This window comes from Myxococcales bacterium, from assembly GCA_016720545.1.
Classification (GTDB): domain Bacteria; phylum Myxococcota_A; class Polyangia; order Polyangiales; family Polyangiaceae; genus JAAFHV01.
Genome location: JADKKK010000001.1, coordinates 387,503 through 406,595, shown reverse-complemented (window position 1 = coordinate 406,595; position 19,093 = coordinate 387,503). Strand labels below are relative to the sequence as shown.

15 protein-coding genes are annotated in these 19,093 nt (G+C 71.0%); 11 read left to right on the top strand and 4 right to left on the bottom strand.

Annotation, left to right across the window (positions count from 1 at the left end; all coding sequences use genetic code 11):
* Window positions 1–3: 3 nt before the first annotated feature.
* The 3 genes from IPQ09_01605 (at window position 4) to IPQ09_01595 (ending at window position 3,628) form a co-directional block, all read left to right on the top strand.
* Entirely contained in the window at window positions 4–999 is a 996-nt protein-coding gene (locus tag IPQ09_01605; GenBank protein ID MBL0192916.1) for a BMP family ABC transporter substrate-binding protein, read from the top strand.
* Between the two features lie 67 nt (window positions 1,000–1,066).
* On the top strand, window positions 1,067–1,492 hold the full coding sequence (locus IPQ09_01600) for an SMI1/KNR4 family protein (protein MBL0192915.1): 426 nt from the start codon (window positions 1,067–1,069) through the stop codon (window positions 1,490–1,492).
* Between the two features lie 486 nt (window positions 1,493–1,978).
* Complete coding sequence (locus IPQ09_01595; GenBank protein MBL0192914.1) at window positions 1,979–3,628, top strand: RHS repeat-associated core domain-containing protein; 1,650 nt, start codon at window positions 1,979–1,981, stop codon at window positions 3,626–3,628.
* 574 nt (window positions 3,629–4,202) lie between these two features.
* On the opposite strand, the gene IPQ09_01590 is transcribed toward IPQ09_01595, so the two are convergent.
* Window positions 4,203–4,463 (bottom strand): type II toxin-antitoxin system RelE/ParE family toxin, encoded by a 261-nt coding sequence (locus IPQ09_01590; GenBank protein ID MBL0192913.1) that lies wholly within the window; start codon window positions 4,461–4,463, stop codon window positions 4,203–4,205.
* 32 nt (window positions 4,464–4,495) lie between these two features.
* Window positions 4,496–4,825, bottom strand: a complete 330-nt coding sequence (locus IPQ09_01585) for a type II toxin-antitoxin system Phd/YefM family antitoxin (GenBank protein MBL0192912.1) — start codon at window positions 4,823–4,825, stop codon at window positions 4,496–4,498.
* Between the two features lie 81 nt (window positions 4,826–4,906).
* Here IPQ09_01585 and IPQ09_01580 point away from each other — a divergent pair, with 81 nt between their 5' ends.
* Both IPQ09_01580 and IPQ09_01575 read left to right on the top strand, forming a co-directional pair.
* Window positions 4,907–5,497 (top strand): TetR/AcrR family transcriptional regulator, encoded by a 591-nt coding sequence (locus IPQ09_01580; protein ID MBL0192911.1) that lies wholly within the window; start codon window positions 4,907–4,909, stop codon window positions 5,495–5,497.
* A gap of 87 nt (window positions 5,498–5,584) precedes the next feature.
* Entirely contained in the window at window positions 5,585–6,742 is a 1,158-nt protein-coding gene (locus IPQ09_01575) for a glycosyltransferase (protein ID MBL0192910.1), read from the top strand.
* Between the two features lie 141 nt (window positions 6,743–6,883).
* Here the strand turns inward: IPQ09_01575 and IPQ09_01570 are convergent, their stop codons facing one another.
* Both IPQ09_01570 and IPQ09_01565 read right to left on the bottom strand, forming a co-directional pair.
* A complete protein-coding gene (locus tag IPQ09_01570; GenBank protein ID MBL0192909.1) occupies window positions 6,884–7,510 on the bottom strand; it encodes a GNAT family N-acetyltransferase in 627 nt (208 codons plus the stop codon).
* Between the two features lie 68 nt (window positions 7,511–7,578).
* Entirely contained in the window at window positions 7,579–9,993 is a 2,415-nt protein-coding gene (locus IPQ09_01565; GenBank protein MBL0192908.1) for a Smr/MutS family protein, read from the bottom strand.
* A 110-nt stretch (window positions 9,994–10,103) separates the two neighbouring features.
* On the opposite strand from IPQ09_01565, the gene ruvB reads away from it, so the two are divergent.
* The 6 genes from ruvB to IPQ09_01535 all read left to right on the top strand — a co-directional run bounded on the left by ruvB (window position 10,104) and on the right by IPQ09_01535 (window position 18,987).
* On the top strand, window positions 10,104–11,246 hold the full coding sequence (gene ruvB, locus IPQ09_01560; GenBank protein ID MBL0192907.1) for a Holliday junction branch migration DNA helicase RuvB: 1,143 nt from the start codon (window positions 10,104–10,106) through the stop codon (window positions 11,244–11,246).
* Between the two features lie 74 nt (window positions 11,247–11,320).
* Window positions 11,321–13,291: a PAS domain S-box protein gene (locus IPQ09_01555; protein ID MBL0192906.1), complete on the top strand. Its 1,971-nt coding sequence runs from the start codon at window positions 11,321–11,323 to the stop codon at window positions 13,289–13,291.
* A gap of 1 nt (window position 13,292) precedes the next feature.
* The gene (locus IPQ09_01550) at window positions 13,293–14,570 is read left to right on the top strand and encodes a GHKL domain-containing protein (protein MBL0192905.1); all 1,278 of its coding nucleotides are present in this window, start codon (window positions 13,293–13,295) and stop codon (window positions 14,568–14,570) included.
* A 150-nt stretch (window positions 14,571–14,720) separates the two neighbouring features.
* The gene (locus IPQ09_01545; protein ID MBL0192904.1) at window positions 14,721–15,440 is read left to right on the top strand and encodes a hypothetical protein; all 720 of its coding nucleotides are present in this window, start codon (window positions 14,721–14,723) and stop codon (window positions 15,438–15,440) included.
* A 5-nt stretch (window positions 15,441–15,445) separates the two neighbouring features.
* Window positions 15,446–17,341 carry a hypothetical protein gene (locus IPQ09_01540; GenBank protein MBL0192903.1) on the top strand — a complete coding sequence of 632 codons (1,896 nt, stop codon included), beginning with the start codon at window positions 15,446–15,448 and terminating at the stop codon, window positions 17,339–17,341.
* Complete coding sequence (locus IPQ09_01535; GenBank protein MBL0192902.1) at window positions 17,338–18,987, top strand: outer membrane protein transport protein; 1,650 nt, start codon at window positions 17,338–17,340, stop codon at window positions 18,985–18,987. Before IPQ09_01540 ends, IPQ09_01535 begins: the two co-directional genes overlap by 4 nt.
* Window positions 18,988–19,093: the final 106 nt, after the last annotated feature.

Genomic DNA, 19,093 nt, shown 5'->3' with positions numbered 1-19,093 from the left:
CTCATGGCCGGCCTCGCGGCGGTCGCCGTCGCGGTGACCTTCCTCCCGTCGCGCGCGGCGACGCGGGTCGCGACGCCCGGCGCGGTCCGCGTGGGGCTCGTCTTCGACGTGGGGGGGCGCGGCGACAAGAGCTTCAACGACGCCGCGTACGAGGGGCTCGCGCGGGCCGAGCGTGAGCTGGGCGCCGAGGTGAGCTTCGTCGAGCCCTCCGGCGCGGAGGATCGCGAGGCCGCGCTCCGCCTCTTCGCGGCGCGCGGTGTCGACGTCGTGATCGGCGTCGGCTTCATCTTCTCGAGCGACGTGGACACCGTGGCGGCGGCGTACCCGAAGGTGCCCTTCGCGTGCGTCGACTACGCGCCGCGCGGCGGCCCGCTCCCGCCGAACCTGGCCGCCCTCGCGTTTCGCGAGGAGGAGGGCTCGTTCCTCGTGGGGGCCGCTGCGGGGCTCTTGTCGCGCACCGGGCACGTGGGCTTCACGGGCGGCATGGCCGGGCCGCTCATCCGCAAGTTCGAGGCGGGGTACGAGGCCGGCGTGCTCGCCACCTGCCCGCGCTGCCAGGTGCATGCAGGATACATTGGTTCGACGCCCGAGGCGTACCACGATCCCGCGAAGGCGAAGGTGCTCGCGGCCACGCAGATCGCGAGCGGCGCCGACGTCGTGTACCACGCGTCCGGCGCGAGCGGGCACGGGGTCTTCGAAGCGGCCCGGGAGGCGAAGGTGCTCGCGGTCGGCGTCGACTCCGACCAGCACGACGACATGCCCGGGGTGGTGGCGACGAGCATGGTCAAGCGGGTCGACGTGGCGGTGTTCGACGTGGTGCGCGACGTGAAGGAGCGGCAATTTCGCCCGGGGATGCGCGTGTTCGGGCTCCGTGAGGGCGGCGTCGACTGGGTGCACGAGGGACCCCACGCCTCGCGCCTGACGCCCGAGGTGGTGACCCGCGTCGAGGCGCTGCGCGCCGAGGTGATCGCGGGGACACGGCGCGTGCCCAAGGAGTGAGGGGGTACGCTCCGCATGTCGGCGGCGATGGCGCAGTGGTTGAAGTGGATGGGGGCCGGTACGCGTGATGAGGTTCGAGAGCTCGCGAACACCCCTGACCCGCGAGGCGCTGTCGTCGGCAGAGGCGGAAATCGGCCTTCGGTTCCCGCCGGGTCTTCGGGAGCACTACTTGCGCGCAAACGGCAGCGTGCCGGACGCGTACATCTTCCGTCGCGGGGCCACGACGGTGGCGATTTTCGAATGTCTACCGCTTCGGGCGGAGAGCCGCGGTCTCTCTGCGATGGGCGCGTATCGGTCACTGGTTCAAGAGCGAGAGATTCATCCACCGTATCTCTTCCCGTTCGCGGTCGATGGCGGGGGCAACTTGTTCCTCGTCGATTGCCGCTCCGAGGACGGTGCCGTCTACGTCTGGTGGCACGACGAGCCCGAAGAGAACCTGCTCGATCTTCGCGTTGGGATCGCGGACTTCTGGACGTACCTCGCGGAAGCTTAGACTCGAACGGAGGTCCACGCGGGACGTGGACTGGCAGCGCGCGGCCCCGCGTCGGAGCGGCAAGGTCCGCGAGAGATGGTACGGTCCGGGGGCGATGGCGAAGGGGAGTCGGAGAGCACGGGTAGCCCGTCGGGAGGGCGGGTGACGAGCTGCGGGGAGAGCGCCGTCGGTGGCGTCCGTGGCGCCGAGGCCAGCGTGCGGTCGCGAGGCGCGGGCCGTGGGCGGCAGCCACAGGCACGAGGGCGAGGACGCCCGCGAAGCCCGCGCGCGGCGCTCGCCGCGAGTCGAAGGCTGCCTCGGCCGGGGGAAGCACGAGGAGAGGCTCGTCGCGCTCCCGCCTCGGCCGCGCGCTGTGGGACGAAGTCTGTGCCCCGGCGGCGCTGGACGAGCCCGCGCGCGTCGTCGCGGCACGCGTCCAGGTCGCAGGGCGTCCAGCAGCACGACGCGTCACACCCCACCCGCCTCGTCGCCACCGACGCGGCGCAGGTGAAGTACGACGCGGCCGGGAACATGGTGGACGTGTTCGTTCATCGGCCCGGGGCGGCGTGCGAGGCGTCGCTGCCGTGCAACCAGCGCTTTGCCTACGAATGGGACGAGGTGGGCCAGCTCGCCCGCGCCCGTCGTTGGGACCTCCCGGTCGTGGACGACGCCACGCCGCGGCACCCGGAGCCGGCGGTGAGCCCGCCCGCGTACGAGCTCACGTACGCGTACTCTGGCGGTCAGCGCACGCTGAAGACGTCTGTAGAGCCCTCTGGCGACGCGCACACGCTCGAGGTGTTCGGCTCGCTTCGCGTAAACCGAGCCGCGTTCGAGGACGGCGACTATGTGACCACGGCAGAGAACGAGGCGATCACCTTCGGCCGGTTTGGCAGAGTCGTGTACGGGAACGCCTCACTTCCCGGGGCGCCTGGGCCCCACCCGCGCCTGCTCATCGAGCTCGGAGACCAGCTCGGCTCGGCGTCGGTCATGCTCGACCAGGAGACCGGGGAGGTGGTCGAGAAGATCACGTACGACGCGAACGGCGTTGTGGAGTCCGACTACCGACCCGAGCGCTGGGGCGCGTTCCGCGAAGACATGCGCTTCACCGGGAAGGAGGAAGACATCGAAGTGGGTCTGACCTATTTCGGTGCGCGTTATCTGAGCACGAACCTCCGACGGTGGATAAGCCCGGATCCGCTGACCGTGCACGGCTGGGGCGCGGACCCGAACCCGTACGCCTACGTGTCGGGGCGAACGATGTCGGCGGTGGACCCGTGGGGGTTGTCGCGGATGCTGCCCGATGGCACGCAAGAGACGGACGAGGTTGTTGTGGAGGGGGAGGCGCCGGCGCCGTCACCGGCGCCGCCAGCGTCACAACCCACGGCCGAAGTCGCCGAGCGGCCTGTGGACCCGAGGGTCGCTGCGCACGACGCACGGATCGACCGCCTCACCGGACGTGACGTCGTACGCGCGCTGGTTCCGGATACCCAGGGTGCGCTACGGTTCCGAGGGTACAGCTATCATCTCCCGGACGTACCGCTCCACGCCGTGAACGAGGTCGTGAGGCAGGGGATCGAGTCGCAGGTACAGATATCCGGGCTTGGGAGCGCGCAAAAGGCGATCCACTTCTACACCGGCCGCTCGATTGGGGTCTCGGAAGCCGCCGAGGCTGTGGAACGTCACACGAAGATTCCCATCGCGAATCGTGGGGAAGGCGACGTAACCCGGGGCGTGGTGGCGCTTGGGGTCGCGGCTGTCCAGGCCGTGGCGACCGCTGGGGCTGCCGGGGGAGCGGCGGCGAAGGCGGCGGCGGCTGAGGGGGCGGCGGCCGAGGGAGTAACTATTGCGCCACGGGCGTTGACCGCGGCGGATATGGGGCTCGCCGGAACCGATGCGATTGTCGAAGGTACGATGTCCGTCAAGAACGGTCAGGCGATAGCAAAAGTAGCGTACTTGGGCAGTCCGGGTGGCCTTGGTAGCGCAGGCCTTCGGGTATTCGGTGCACTGAAGAACGCCGCGCGCGCAGAGGGCGCTACGGGACTAAGAATCGAGACCACCAGGATTATCGAGCCAACGGGAAGGCTGCAACCTTTGCTGAAGGCGCTTGGGTTTCAACTGCGAACTAACGGAACAATGTTCTTCGAGGGACCAATATGAGCGTTCCGATCGCGATCCACGCAAGTCGAAACTTCCGAAGGCGTACCGTTTCGAACGGCGCCGTCCGCGGGCTAGAAAATTACTACGCACTCACGCACGGGGAGCGGCCTGCGTGGTGGGAAGGCGCGAAGGGGTGTGTGCCTGATGATGCTGTCGGAGTTCTTGAGAACTGCTTTGGGGATCCGCGGGACGCCCTTGTCATTTGCGAAAGCGGGCTCGTTGTTATCGGTTCCGACGGCAGGCCACGACAGTTTGTCGCTTTTTCCGAAATGCGCCGAGTAGACCTTCCATCCAAAGATCCGGTGAGTCGCTCTCTCATTCTGCACATGCAAGACGGGCAGACCCGCGAAGTGCCGGCATACCTACCCGAAGGGCTTTCATTCTCCCTCTACCGATTTCTTCTGTCGGCTAAGTCGACGCACGTAGTGCACCGGGAATGAGATGGGTGCAAATCGCAGTTCGGTGCAAGGCTCAGTGTTTCGGCTGAATGGGTGCAGTTTGCGCTCCCCCGATCACTCGCGCGAAGTGGGGTCCGCGCAGCGGTTACGGTAACCGCTGCACAGTTTCCTCGCGCTCAGCCTTGGTCGGGATCGAGCTTGCCCAGAAGGCGGTGCCCCTCGAACACGGTGAGCACGACAATGCCGTCATCGACGACTCGGTAGACGATGCGGTACGTGCGCTGGAAGACCTCGCGCACGTCGTCGCGTGCGATCTCCGGCACGACTCGGCCCGTGCGCGGCACCATCGAGGCCTTCACTGCGCGCTGCCTGAGTTTCTCGACCCACGCGCGGGCGGCGGTGGGGTTGTCGGCCCCGATGTACTCGCCGATGGCCATCAGATCGGCGGCTGCGCGCTCGGTCCAGCGAATCACTTCTTCTTGGTGGGCTTGCCCGCCGCGCCGAAGCGCGCGTCGAGGCGACGGCCGAGGTCCTCGTCGCTGACGACTCGACCCGCGTCGAGATCGCCGAGCCCGTCCTGAACGGCCGCAACGAAGCGCGCTTGGGTCGTCAGTCGGTCGAATTCTTCGGGCGCGAGCAGGACCGCCGCCGCCCTCCCGTTCTGCGTAACCACGAGCGGACGCCGTCTGCCCCGGAGCGCCCGGATCTTCTCGGAGAGGTGGGCCTTCAGCTCGCCAATGGGGACGATGTCCTGCGCAATCTGCAGGGCGGAAGTGGGGCCATTTGTTGACCTGTCCATGGGACTGAATTTAGTCCTCTTTGGCGGGAGGGGCAAGGTTCTTGCGTCTCCTCAATTTGGTGATAGTGTTACTATCATCAAATGTCGCGCCCCTACAAGATGACCGCACGGGCTGCCGCCGCGGAACGCACCGCGCAGCAGCTCATCGCCGCGACGCAGGCGCTGTTCGTCGAGCGTCCATTCCACGAGCTCACGCTCGAGCTGGTGGCCGAACGTGCCGGCGTCACGCTGCAGACCTTGCTCCGGCGCTTCGGCTCCAAGTCGGGTCTCCTCGCCGCTGCTGCCGCGGACGGGCAGGCCCGCGTCGAAGCACAGCGCCAGGAGGCCACCCCCGGCGACACCCCTGGCGCCATCGCCAACCTCTTCGACCACTACGAGGCCTGGGCCGACGTGGCGCTCCGGCTCCTGGCCCAGGAAGACAGCCTCGAGGAGATCGCGGCGATCACGCGCCGTGGCCGCGCCACCCACGTGGCGTGGATCGAGCGCGTCTTCGCCGCCGACCTCACCCTCCGACGCGGGCGCGCCCGAGCGGTCCTCCGGGGTCAGCTGGTCGCCGTCTGCGACGTCTACGTGTGGAAGATTCTGCGTCGCGATCTCGCGCTGTCCCGCGCCGAGGCGGAGCGCGCCGTTCGCGGGACGGTGGCGGGGATTCTCGGGACGGCGAGCGAGTGATGGCGAAGCTCCTCTGCTACACGTCGCCGGCGCGGGGGCACCTCTTCCCGGTCATGCCCACGCTGCTCGAGGTCGCGCGCCGCGGGCATGAAGTCGTGCTCCTCACGCTGGCGGACGAGGCACCCGCGTGTCGCGGCGGCGGGGCTCCGCGCGCGCGCGATCGCGGGCTCGATCGAGGCCATCCCCCACGACGATCACCGCGCCAAGTCGGCCGGGGACGGCCTCGACCGCGCCGCGCGGGTGTTCGTGGCGCGCGCGGAGCACGAGATCCCAGACCTCGAGGCGGCGCTCGCCGCGGAGCGACCGGACGCCCTGCTCGTGGACTTCAACTGCTGGGGCGCGAGCGCCGTCGCGGAGCGTTCAGGGCTGCCGTGGGCGCTCTTCATGCCGTACTTCCTGCCTTGGCGCCTCCCCGGCCTCCCGCCGTTCGGTCCCGGGCTCGCGCCGCGGGGCGACCTCCTCGGGCGCGCGCGGGACTTCGTGGCCGGCAAGATCGTGCACCGCCTGATGAACCAGAACCTCGCGCGGATGAACGGCGTGCGCGCGCGGGTCGGTCTCCCCGGGCTCGCGGACATGCTGGAGCAGGGCAGGGCGGCGCCGCGCATCTTGTATTATACATCCGAGCCGTTCGAATACGCTTGTTCGGCGCGCCCTGCGAGCGTGGTGATGGTCGGACCGGGGCTCTTCGAGCCGCCATCGGCGCGCCCGGAATGGCTCGACCGCGTGGACAGGCCGCTCATCCTCGTCGCTTGTTCCAGCGAGTACCAGGACGACGGCGCGATCGTGCACGCCGCGCTCGACGCCTTCGGGGACGAAGATGCCTTCGTCGTAGCGACCACCGGTGGGGTCGATCCAGCGAGCTTCCGCCCGCGCGCACGCGCGAACGTTCGCGTCGAGCGCTTCGTCGCGCATGGTCCGCTGCTGGAGCGCGCCGCGTGTGTGGTCTGCCATGGGGGCATGGGCATCACCCAGAAGGCGCTCGCGGCCAGCGTCCCGGTCTGCGTCGTCCCGTTCGGACGCGACCAGCTCGAGGTCGCTCGTCACGTCGAGGTCGCGCGCGCGGGCGTGCGTATCGACCGAAGGTCGCTCACCCCGGCGCGTCTGCGCGCCGCGGTGCACGCCGCGATGGCTCTCAATGAAGGCGCCGGCCGGGTCGCCGCCGGCTTTCGTGCCGCCGGGGGCGCAGCTCGCGCGGCGTCCGAGCTCGAGCAGCTCATGGCGGCGCGCACCGACCGTTGGCATTGAGCACATTGAGCACTGCACTCACGTCCGCCGGCCGCAGTCCGCCTCCTGGAGGAATCAATATGAACGTACATGCGCGATGGGGTTCAATCGCCGCGACCATGCTGTTGGCTTGTAGCGAGGTTTCGTGCTCCCGCGCCGAGCTCAAACGGGCGCGGGTCCGTAGCGCCACTCCTCGGACGTGAGGGCGTAGACCTCGTGGTCCTGCCAGCCGCCACCGACGTCCAGGTAGCGCCGCGCCAGCCCCTCGTGCCGAAACCCGAGGCGCCGCACGAGCGCCACGCTGCGTGCGTTCCAGGGCTGGATCGCGGCCTGGAGTCGGTGCAGCCGCGCGTCCGTCATGGCGAACTCGATGACCGCGCGCACAGCCTCGTAGGCGAGCCCCTGCCCCTCGTGCCGCGCGTCGACCCAGTAGCCCAAGTAAGCGCCCTGCAGCGCCCCGCGGTGCACACCGCTCAGGACGACCTTCGCGACCACGTCCGGGGGCCCGGCGGGGGGCGCGGCGGCCGCGCGAATGAACGCGTAGAACGCGAAGGTGGTCCCGCGAGTGAACTCGCGCCGCTCGGCCGCGACGCGCTGGGCGACCGCGACGAGCGAGGACGAGGGCGGCACGCTGGGGCTCACGCGCGCGAGGTGAGCGGCGTTCCGACGGAGCGCCCGCGCGATCGACGCGCCGTGGTCTTCCGCGGGCGGACGTAGCAGCAACCGCGGCGTCAGGAGGCGTGTCCCGAGGCCGTTTCGGGTTGGGCGCTCGCTCTTTCGCTTGGCCATCCAGCAGTCACACCATTTGCACGGGTCGCCGTCCACCGGGCCGCGCACTCGCGCGCGCGAACCTCTCGCTACGCGAGGTGCACGACCGTGGCGCCGTCGCCTCCCTCGTGCGAGCCGCCCGGCCGGAAGTGCTCCACATACGCGCTCTCGGAGAGCTCTCGCCGCACGGCGTCGCGCACCGCGCCCGTGCCGTGGCCGTGCACGAGGAAGCACACGCGCGCGCCGGCGTTGAGCGCGCGGTCGAGGAAGACCATCGCCATCGCGACGGCGTCATCGACGCGGAGCCCTCGCAGATCGCAGGTGTTGTCGCCGGTCTGGATGGCCTCTCGCGGGCGGTCCGTCGCGTCACCCTGGAGCGCAGAGGGCCTCCGCGCGCGAGGCCGCTCGGCCGTGGTCTCCGCGGCGAAGAGCTCGGTGACCGGGACCTTCACGCGCAGCGCGCCGGCCGCGACGCGGACGATGCCGTCGCTCGCGACCTCGAGGATCTCGGCCTCCGCCCGGAGGCGCGCGACCCAGGCGCGGGCTCCCCGCCGCACCTGCGCGGGCGCGAGCGGGGCGCGGGGGATCGGGTCGTCGCCTCGAGCGGCGAGGAGCGGCTCGAGAGCGCCGCCGAGCGACACCTCTGCGAACGCCCGCGTCAGCGCCCGCTGGGCCTCCGCGAGCTCCGCGGGATCGGCGCGTCGACCGCGCAGCGTCGCCTGCGCCGCCCGGAGCCCGTCGCGGGCGCGCTCGAGCCCGCGCCGCAGCGACTCCGCCTCCAGCGCGAGCTCCTTGCTCCCGCGGGCGCGCAGGCGCGCGAGCTCGGCCGCGACCTCCTCCTGCGCGCGCGCGAGCTCTTCGGCCCTGCGCGTCGCCTCGGCGCGCGCGAGCGCGAGGGCGGCCCGCTCATCGTCAAGTTTCTTGACCGTTGACTCGAACGCGAGGTCCTCGCGCGAGAGGAAGCGCTCCGCGCGGTCCAGCACGGTCCGCGGGAGACCGAACCGGGCGGCGACCGCGAGGGCGCTCGAGCGGCCCGGCACGCCCATGGCGAGCTCGAACGTGGGCGTCATGGTGGCGTAGTCGAAGCCCACGCTCGCGTTCACGAAGCGTGGATCGGCGAGCGCGAGCGCCTTCAGCCCCTCGTAGTGGGTCGTCGCGCCGACCGTGCCGCCGCGGGCTGTGAGCGAGTCGAGCAGCCCCGCCGCGAGGGCCTCGCCCTCCCGCGGATCGGTGCCCGTCGCCAGCTCGTCGAGCAGCACGAGGACGCCGCGGTGCGTGGCCTCGAGCACCTCGGCGAGGTTCTTCACGTGCGCGCTGAACGTGGAGAGGTTCTTGTGCAGGCTCTGGTCGTCGCCCACGTCGGTGAGGACGCGATCGAAGAGGCCCACGCGGCTGCCCTCGGCCGCCGGGACGGGCAGGCCCGCGCGGACCATGAGGGCGGCGAGCCCCAGCGTCTTCAGCACCACGGTCTTGCCGCCGGCGTTCGGCCCGGAGATGATCATCGCCCGGCCGCCCGCGAGGCTCGCGTCGCTGGGGACGACGGCCACCCCGTCGAGCGTGAGGAGCGGATGCCGCGCGCCGACGAGGGTCAGCTCGGGGCCCGCGCACAGCTCCGGGAAGGTGAGGGAGGCGTCCTCGGCGAGGGCCGAGATCGCGGCGAGCACGTCGGCCGTCGCCAGCGCCTCGACCGCCGCCGTGGCGCTCGGGAGCGCGTCGCGCACGAGGCCCGAGAGGCGCGCGTAGACCGCGAGCTCTTCGCGCTCCACGTCGGCGTCGAGCACCTTCAACCGGTTGCCGAGCGGGATGACGGCGCGCGGCTCGACGAAGAGCGTGGCGCCGCTGCCGCTGGTCGCGTGGACGAGGCCCGGGAAGCGCTCGTGCGCGTCCTTCCGCACGGGGAGCACCCACCGGCCCTCGCGCTCGGTCACGAAGGAGTCCTGAAGGATGCCCTCGTACCGACGCATGAGCTCCTCGAGGCGCGAGAGCATGCGCGCGCGCGTCGCGTCCCGCTCCGACCGCAGCTCGCGGAGGCGCGGGCTGGCGCGGTCGGCGAGGGTGCCGTCGGGGTCGAACGATCCCGAGAGCTCGCCCTCGAGGGCGTCGAGCGTGGGGTCGGTCGTGAGCGCGGCGTGGAGGAGCGGGCAGGTCGCTCGCCGCGACGCCAAGAAGCGCCGCGTGGTCCGCGCGCTCTCCAGCGCGGCGGCGAGGGCGCGCAGCTCCACCGGCGACAGGACTCCCTCGGCCCTCGCGCGGTCCAGAGACACCCCCAGGTCGGGCAGCGCCGCGGTGGGGAGCGGCTCGCCGCGCCGGCGCAGCGCCGCGGCCTCCGACGCCTCGCCCAGCCGCCGCACCGCGTCTTCGCGCGTAGCGGCGAAGGGCAGGGCGAGCGCGAGCTTCTTGCCGGGCACGCCCGCGCAGCGGTCGGCCAGGGCCGCGAGGAGGCGGTCCCACTCGAGGTCTCGGCGGGTCTTGGCGGGGCAGGGGGATGGATCGAGCGGGGGCATGGTGGTCGTGTCGGGGCCGCGGCGGGCGCGCCGCGGGGCGCGGAGTGATAGCGCGGGGTCTGGCGTCGCGCAGCGGCAATCTCCGCGAGAGGTGCTACCGTCCGCGGGCGATGGCGAACGGGAGCCGAAGAGCAGGTGGGGCAGGCCAGGAGGGCCGCTCGCGCGCTGCGGGGAAATTGGCTGCGGAGGCCGCGGTCGAGCCGGACGTCGGGGGTCGCGAGGGGCGGGCCGTGGGCGGCGGGCTCCAGGGCGACGATGTGCGCTACGACCGCGCGCTCCGTCCCAAAGTATTTGCAGACTACATCGGACAAGAGAAGCACAAGGAGAACCTCCGCGTGTTCGTCGAGGCGGCGCGCCGACGTGGCGAGCCGCTCGATCACCTCCTGCTCTCCGGGCCGCCGGGCCTCGGCAAGACCACGCTCGCGCAGATCCTGGCCGCCGAGATGGGCGTCACGCTCCACATGACGAACGGGCCCGTGGTCGAGCACAAGGGGGCGCTCGCGGGGCTCCTCACCAAGCTCGGCCCGAACGACATCCTCTTCATCGACGAGATCCATCGCCTGAACCCGATCGTCGAGGAGAGCCTCTACCCGGCGCTCGAGGACTTCCAGATCGAGGTCGTCACCGGGGAAGGCGCCTTCGCCTCCTCCATCCAAATTCCCGTGAACCCGTTCACCCTGGTTGGCGCGACCACCCGCACCGGCCTGCTCACCGGCCCGCTGCTCTCCCGCTTCGGTCACGCGGTGCGGCTCGACTTCTATCCCCCCGAAGAGCTGGCGCGTATCGTCGCGCGGAGCGCCGAGCTGCTCGGCGTGCCGATCACCGCGCCCGCCGCCCACGAGATCGCCGTGCGGTCGCGCGGCACGCCGCGGGTCGCCAACCGCCTGCTGCGGCGCTGCCGGGACTTCGCGGAGGTGCTCGGTTCGGGCGCCATCGACGAGCGCGCCGTGGGCACCGCGTGCGAGCGCCTCGACATCGACCGCGCCGGCTTCGACGAGATGGACCGGCGGCTCCTGAAGGTGATTCTGGACGACTACGACGGGGGCCCGGTCGGCGTGGAGACGCTCGCCGCCGCCCTCGGCGAGCCGCGCGACACGATCGAAGACGTGTACGAGCCCTACCTTCTCCAGCAGGGGTACCTGGGCCGGACTCCGCGGGGCCGAATCGCCACGAAGCGCGCCTACGACCACTTCGGGCGGGCGCGGCCGGCCGGCCAGGCCGCGCTCCAGGCGGGGCTCTTCGTGGAAGACTGACGGGCGCGGACCGTCGAGGACTTGCTGTCCTGGGCGAAACCGGCGCTATGATCAGACCAATGGCAGAAGGACCCGTGCTCGTGGTCGACGACGACGCCGTCAGCCGCCATGTGCTGACGAGCGCGCTCGGCCAGGCCGGGATGGAGTGGATCGCCGCGGCCTCGGGCGGCGAGGCGCTGAAGGAGATCGACCGCGTTCGTCCGTCGGTCGTCCTCCTCGACCTCGTGATGCCGAGCCCCGACGGCTACCAGATCTTGCGCATTCTGCGGGCGCGCCCCGACACGCGCGACGTGCCGGTCGTCGTGCTCACCGCCCTCGACGCCGAGGACGAGATCGCGCGGGCGTTCGACGCGGGGGCCGACGACTTCCTTCGCAAGCCCTTCAAGGCGGTCGAGCTCGTGTCGCGCGTGCGCGGCCAACTCCGGCTCCGCGCCGCAAAAGACGAGCTTGCGCGGAGAGAGCGCGACGCGCTCATCGTGACCGAGCTCACCCAGACCCTCGCGTCCAACCTCGACTTCCGCGGGATCCTCTTCACGGTCGTGCAGCGCATCGCCGAGGTCGCGCACGTCGACCGCGTGTCCATCGTGCTCGTCCGCGAGGGAAACGTGGGGTACGTCGTCGCCGCCTCGGACGACGAGCAGCTGCGCGATCTGCCCATCGATCTCTCCAAGTATCCTGAAATCCAGGGCGTCCTCGCCTCGGGGGAGACCCTGATGATCGACGACGCGGAGACGCACCCCGCGCTCGAGATCTTTCGCAGCGAGGGGCACGCGCTCGCGTTCAGCTCTCTCGCCATCATGCCCATCCTGTACGAGGGTCGGGCGACGGGCGTGCTCACGCTGCGAGCGCGGCAACGGGGCGCCTTCGGCGAGCGCGAGCTCGCCATGTGCCGCATCGTCGCCAGCGCGATGGCCATCGCGCTGCGGAACGCGCGCGTGCTCCAGACCCTCCGCGACCAGACCCAGCAGGTCACTGTGGCCCGGTTCGAGGCCGAGCGCCGCATGCGCTCGCTCCAGCGCTACGCCGACTTCTTCGAGAGCTCGGGCGACGGCATCGTCGTGGTCGACTCCGAGGGGCGCTTGCACTTCTCGAACCCGCGCGCGCGCGATATCACGGGCTACACCGAGGAGGACCTCCGCGGTCGCCGCCTGCAAGACCTGTTCGAAGATCGGACGATGGCCGACGCGCTCGGGAGCGGCTTCGCGCGGGGCGTGTTCCCGAAGGGGGTCGACGTCCTCGTGCGCCGAAGCGACGGCCGCATCGCGATCCTCGACGTGAACTTCAGCTCCGTGCTCCGGGAGGAGGGCATCGTGCTCTGCTCGTTCCGAGACGTCACTCGGAGCCGCGAGGTCGAGGCGGAGCTCGTGAAGACCAAAGACTTCCTCCAGCGGGTGATCGACTCGTCGGTCGACGCGATCATCACGGCCGACCTGCGCGGCGAGGTCGTGCTCTTCAACCAGGCCGCGGAGCGCATCTACGGGCGGCCCGCGTCGGAGGTCGTCGGACGATCGGTCAAGATCCTTTACCCAAAGGGCGGCGCGGCCAAACACATGAAGATGATCCGCGCCGGAGGCGGCCGCGTTCAGGGCGTGCGCACCGAGATCGTCGACGGTGCCGGCGCGATCGTGCCGGTGTTGTTCGCGGGGGGGCTCATCTACGAGGGAGACCAGCCGGTGGGCACGGTGGGCTTGTTCACCGACCTCCGCGAGAAGATGCAAATGGAGGCGCGCCTCGAGCGAGCGCACGAGCAGATCCTCGCGCAGGAGCGCCAGGCCATCGTGGCGGAGCTCGCGGGGGCCGCCGCGCACGAGCTGAACCAGCCGCTCACGAGCGTGCTGAACTACGCGCTGCTCCTGAAGCGAGTCCTCGCGCCGGGGACCCCTGGCTCCAACGCCGCCGACGTCATCAGCTCCGAGGCCGACCGCATGGCCGAAATAGTCCGCAAAATCGGGAAAATAACCCGCTACGAGACCAAGAGCTACGTGGGCCGGCAGAACATCCTGGACCTCGACCGATCGAGCGAGGGCCGTCAGGGAGAGCCATGAAATGAGACGCCCTTCCCGATCGTCCCCCGAGCTCGTGCCGGCGCCCGACGCCGCAGTCGCCGCCAGTCCCGACGAGCGCGACGCTCCCGAGTCGCACGCAAAGGCGTCGGGCATGCACATGCGCGCCCTCCAGATGCCGCCCCGCTGGCTCGATCGCCTGTTCGTCGCGTCGTGCGAGATGCCCGTCGACGAGGGCGAGCGCGCGGTCGTCGAGTCCCTCGTGCGCGTCGTGTCCGAGTTGCTGCCCGCGCGCGCGGTGGGCGCCGTCTTGTGCGTTCGCAGCCGCGCGCCCGAGCTCGTCGTCGCGCTCCCGCCAGCGCTCCACGCGCCCACGGAGGCTCGCCCGGGCGCCCGCCTGTTCCCCTCGCTCCTCGAAGAGATTGTCGTGCCGGTCGGGGCCGCCGGCACGACGCTGCACCTCGGATCGACCGCAGACGGGGGCGCCCAGCCTGGCTCGGCGGAGCACGATCTGTTGCTGCGCACCGGCCTCGCCATGGAGCGTGGCCTGGCGGTCGCGCGCGCCCAAGTGCGCGCGCGCGGTGCGGCGAGCGAGCTCCAGGCCCTGACCGCGCACATGGTGCAGGCCGAGAAGCTCGCGTCGCTCGGCCAGCTCGCCGCGGGCATCGTGCACGAGCTCAACAACCCGCTCACTTCCATCGTCGTGTACACCGACGCCCTCCTCCGCCAGGCCCGCGAGGGGGGAGATCCCGAGGCGATCGAGCGCCTGCGTCGCATCAGCGACAGCGCGGGGCGCATGCTGCGCTTCACGCGCGACCTCAACAGCTACGCCCGCCCCTCGCGCGAGGTGCAGGTCGCCGTGTCGGTGGAGGGGGTCGTCCAGCAGGCCCTCACGTTCTGCGAGCACGTGCTCGCGGAGGCGAGCGCCGAGGTCGTGCGTGACTTCGCGGACGGCGAGCACGGGATGGTGCGCGGAATGCCCGAGCAGCTCGCGCAGGTGTTCGTCAACTTGGTGACCAACGCCTGTCACGCGATGGCGGCCACGGCGCGGCCCGGGGTGCTCCGCGTCGCGACGCGCGCGACCACGGAGAGTGTGCTCGTGGTGGTCGAGGACAACGGCGCGGGCGTGGCCGAGGAGGACGTCGCGCGGGTCTTCACCCCCTTCTTCACCACGAAGGCTCCGGGCGAAGGGACGGGCCTCGGCCTGTCCATCGTGAAGAAGATCGTGGACGACCACCGCGCGCAGATCGCGATTGAGCGCCGCCACGAGGGCGGGACGCGCTTCGTGCTCACCTTCCCGAGGCTCGGCGCGCAGCGCTGACGGCCTGGCGAACGGCCGGGCGAACGGCCGCCGGTCGACAGGAAGGTTCTTCCGCGACCTCGCCCGAGTTTCTCCCCACGGGGCGGGGCGTTCGGGTATCCTCCGAGGCCGCGCGAGCGCCCGTGGATCGGCGCGCCGCCGCCCGAATCCATGCAAAAAGGGAAATACGCACATCTCGTCCCCATCCTCGCCGCCGCGCTCGCGCTGTCGGGGATCGGGCACGCAGTCACCCCCAACGTCCGCGGTCGCATCACGGGTCAGGACAAGCTCCTCCCCGAGGTGTACGCGGAGGCCGCCAAGCCGGACGCCCACAGGTGGACCTGGCGTGAGCCGTCCCCGGCCGTCGAGGCCAGGTTTCGCGTGCTCTCGGCGAACCTCTCGCGCGACGTCTGCGTCGCGGCGACGACCGCCCAGACGGCCGCCCCGCACGAGCCCGTGCTCATGAAGATCTCCGGCGGGCGCATCGTGCCTACGACGATCGCGGTCTCACCCAAGACGAAGCTCGTGCTGAAGAACGTCGACCCGTTCCCTCACAAGCCCTTCATCGTCGGCAACAAGAGCTTCGCGGCCGATCCCATCGCGCCGGGTGCGACGCGCGAGTGGACCGCGCCAGACGGCGGCGGCCGCTACGAGTTCCGCGACGAGCTCTTCCCCAGCGTCCGAACGTTCGTGGTCGTCGATCCTCAGACCGTCGCGGTGGCGTACCCCGGGCGTGACGGGGGCTTCGCCTTCGCGCTCCCCGCGGGGGACTACGTGCTCAAGGCGTATTTCGGCGGAAAACGGGCTGGCAAGGGCGTCAGCGCGATCGCGAAAGACCGGGGCACGTTCGAGATCAAAGAGCCGATCAACCTCGGGGAAGGGGGGGACTGAGCGCCATGATGATCCTCTCGCGTCTGTGGGTGCTCATTCTCTCCCTCCTCGTCGGAGCCGCGATCTACGTCGTGTCCCTGGCGGTAGGGCAGTTCAACCGCGCGAACACCAAGGGCATGGAAGAGGCCCTGCGCGGGGACGGCCAGGTCGTCAACTGGGCGCTCCAGATCGACGCGCGGCGGCGGCTCGACAACCTCATCCTGGTGAGCGTCGACCCCGCCGTCACCAAGGCGCTCAAGTCCTCGAACGGAAAGGACATCTCGCCGAACTCGAAGGAGGAGGGCAAGAAGGCCCTCGCCGCGTTCAACGGCAAGCTCCCGCCGGAGTACAAGTCCGACGTGCTCTTCCTGGTCGACCGGGACGGGCGCCTCGTGGCGCAGCTCGGTTACGACTCGGTCAACGCGTTCCCCGACTTCGAGCTTGGTGGCTACCCGCTCGTGTTCGACGCGCTGCACGGCTTCATGCGTGACGACGCGTGGGTGCTCGGCGGCAAGCTGGCGCGCGTCGTGGCGCGCCCGGTCGAGGACGAGGTTGGCCAGGCGCCGCTCGGCGCGGTCGTGGGCCTTCGCTGGGTCGACGCGTCGTTCGCCAAGGAGATCTCCACGCGCACGCGCACGAACGTCGCGTTCTACGTGGGTGGAACCAAGGTCGCGCTGGCCGCGACCGAGGGCTTCGACGTCGCGGTCTTCGACGCGCTCACCCCTGAAGACCTGAAGCTCGACCCCGCGAAGCTCTTCTCCGAGGTTCACGCGGCCGCGGGCGACCAGACGAGCCTCATGACCGTGCGCATGCCCGGCGAGGCCTGGGACCTGGGCGCCTCGGTGGCCGTGCTCCGCAGCCGGACCTTGATCGGCGGCCCCATGGCCTTCATCTCGGGCGCCGACGACAAGGACAAGGCGAACGTCAAGACGTGGCTCGTCGTGCTGACGGTCCTCGCTGGCGCCGGGCTCGGCTACCTCTTCTCGTTCTTCGAGCACTCCCGCCCGCTCCGCGAGGTGCGCGCGCAGGCCGCGCGGCTCAAGAAGGGCGAGATCGACTACCTGCAGCTCCCTCGGTTCCAGGGGGAGTACCGCGCCTTCGCGCAGGACATCAACGCCGGCATCGAGCGTGTCGTGGAGAAGGGCGGCGGCGCGGCGCGCAAGCCCGCCGACCTGGAGTCCATCCTTGGGCCCGTCCCCGCGCAGCCCAGCATGAGCGCCTTCAGCTTCCCGCTCTCGCAGTCGACCATCGCCCCCGGGCAGCAGGCGCCGGTCGTCCCGCCGGGGCCCCCGAAGCCGTTCGTGCCCCCCCCGTCCGCTGGCGGTCCGCCGCCCCCGGCCGGCAGCCCAGCGGCAGCCCCCGCGGTCCCTCAAGGGCCGCCGCCGCCCTTCAATCCGCCCGGGCCGCCGCCGCCCTTCAATCCCCCCGCGGCCCCCGCGCCCCCTGGGCCGCCCGCGCCGTTCAACGCGCCCGCAGCACCTGCACCGATCGGGCGCCCCCCGCTCGCGCCTCCGAAGCCTCTCGCCTCCGCGCCGAGTTTCCAAGCGCCGCCGCCGGGCGGGGCCGACTTCGGCGCGATCGCGCCGCCTCCGGGCGGTGGGGACGACGACGAGGAGGAAGACGAGCGGACGATGATCGCGAAGCCCGTCGCTGCCGAGCCCGTGTCGGCGGCGGCGGCCGGCGTCGCGCCCTCGTCGCCCGCGAGCGAGTCGGCCGACTGGCTCGCTGTCTACGACGACTACGTGCGGATCAAGAAGGAGTGCTCGGAGGGGGTCGAGGGCCTCACCTTCGAGAAGTTCCAGGTCACCCTGCGCAAGAACCGTGACGCGCTCATGCAGCGCCACGGCGTCAAGCGGGTGAAGTTCTCGGTCTACGTCAAGGAAGGGAAAGCCTCGCTCAAGGCGACGCCGGTGCGCGAATGAGGGCGTGCCGCCGCGGCTCGAGCGCGGGGCTCGCCTTCGCGGGGGCCGCGTCGATCCTGCTCCACGCGCAAGCCGCCCGCGCCTCCAACGTGACCGAGTTCCCCGACAACGGCTCGGAGCAGCTCGCGCGCGGTGGCGCCTGGGTGGCGCGCGCCTCCGATCCGCTCGCCACGTTCTTCAACCCGGCCGGCCTCGCCGGGCAAGACACGAAGCTCACGCTCCAGGCGAGCGCGATCGTGCATCATACATGCTTCACGCGCGTGAAGGCCGCGGGAGACACCTCCACCGAGCCGCTCGCGGCGGGTTCGGGCGGCGCGTTCCCGAGGGTCTGCAACGACGTCGAGGTCAACCCGAACCCCCAGCTCGCGGGGACCCTGCGCATCAGCGACCGCCTCGGCGTCGGCCTCGCGCTCCTCGGCCCGAGCGCCGCCGGCGAGAGCAACTGGCCCGACTTCGTCAACGACCAGGCCTCCCCGAACCGCTACATGCTCCTCCGGCGCCACGGCGTCCTGGCCTTCCCGTCGCTCGGCGTCGGCTTCGAGGTGATCCCAGGGCTCCGGCTCGGCGCGAGCTTCCAGTGGGGCTTCGCCGACCTCAAGCTGGCGAGCGCCTCGGTCGCGCTCAACGTCGACTCGGCCACGCCCGTGAACGACGTCCGCACGAACCTGCAGCTCAAAGACTACTTCATCCCCGGCGGCACGTTCGGCGCCCTCTACTCGCCGAACGAGCGCCTCGATCTTGCTGCGTGGTACCGCGTGAGCGACTCCGTCCGTGCGTCGGGCGATCTCGGCACCGCCGCCAACTACTTCACGCCCGCCAACGCGAGGGGCGACGCGAGCCGGATCATCTACGGAGACACGTTCTTCGGCGATTGCGGCACGGGCAACAAGGCGGTCGAGGGGACCTGCGGCCCGGGCAAGGCCGCCGTCACGCTCGCGATCCCCATGGAGGCGAAGCTGGGCGTTCGCTACCACGCGCCGCTCGCCGGCGGTCCGTCGCGCAAGGGCCACCGCGATCCGATGGCCGACGATCTCTTCGACGCCGAGCTCGACCTCACCTGGGCGAACAACAGCGCCATCGACTCGATCCAGGTGCGCTTCCCGAGCGACGCGAAGACCGGGGACGCGATCATCCCCGTCTCGGGCATCCCCGGTGGCGGCATCCCGGGGAACGCGGATCAGAAGCGTGGCTACCGCGACGTCATCGGCGTCCGCTTGGGCGGCGATTTCAACGTGATCCGCGATCGCCTCGCGCTGCGTGGCGGCGGCTTCTTCGAGTCGTCGGCGCAGGACAAGCAGTACCAAAACATCGACTTCGCCGCGGCCTCGCGCCTCGGGCTCGCGCTCGGCGCGACGTTCCGCGTACGGACCGGCTCTGCGGCAGACGCGGGCGCCCTCGATTTCATGGTCGGCTACGGGCACGTGTTCGTCGCCGACATGACGAACAGCGACCCGCGCGCGGCCGGCGTCCCGGCGGTCGCGGGCACGGCGTGCAACCCCGCCACCTCGAACCAGCCCGGCGACCTCTGCGGGAGCGTGAACGGCGCGGCGGGCCGCACGAAATACCAGACCAACTGGCCGGTCAACCTCGGCACGATCACGAACGCCATCAACGTGCTCAACGTCGGCGTGTCGTACCGCTTCTAGCGCGCCGCCGGGGTGGCACCCTCAGCGCTCGAATCTCGTTGAGTTTCGAGGGTTTGGCCGCCACTCGACCTCGATCTCGCTCAGCGTCCGGGCCGACCTCCCCAAA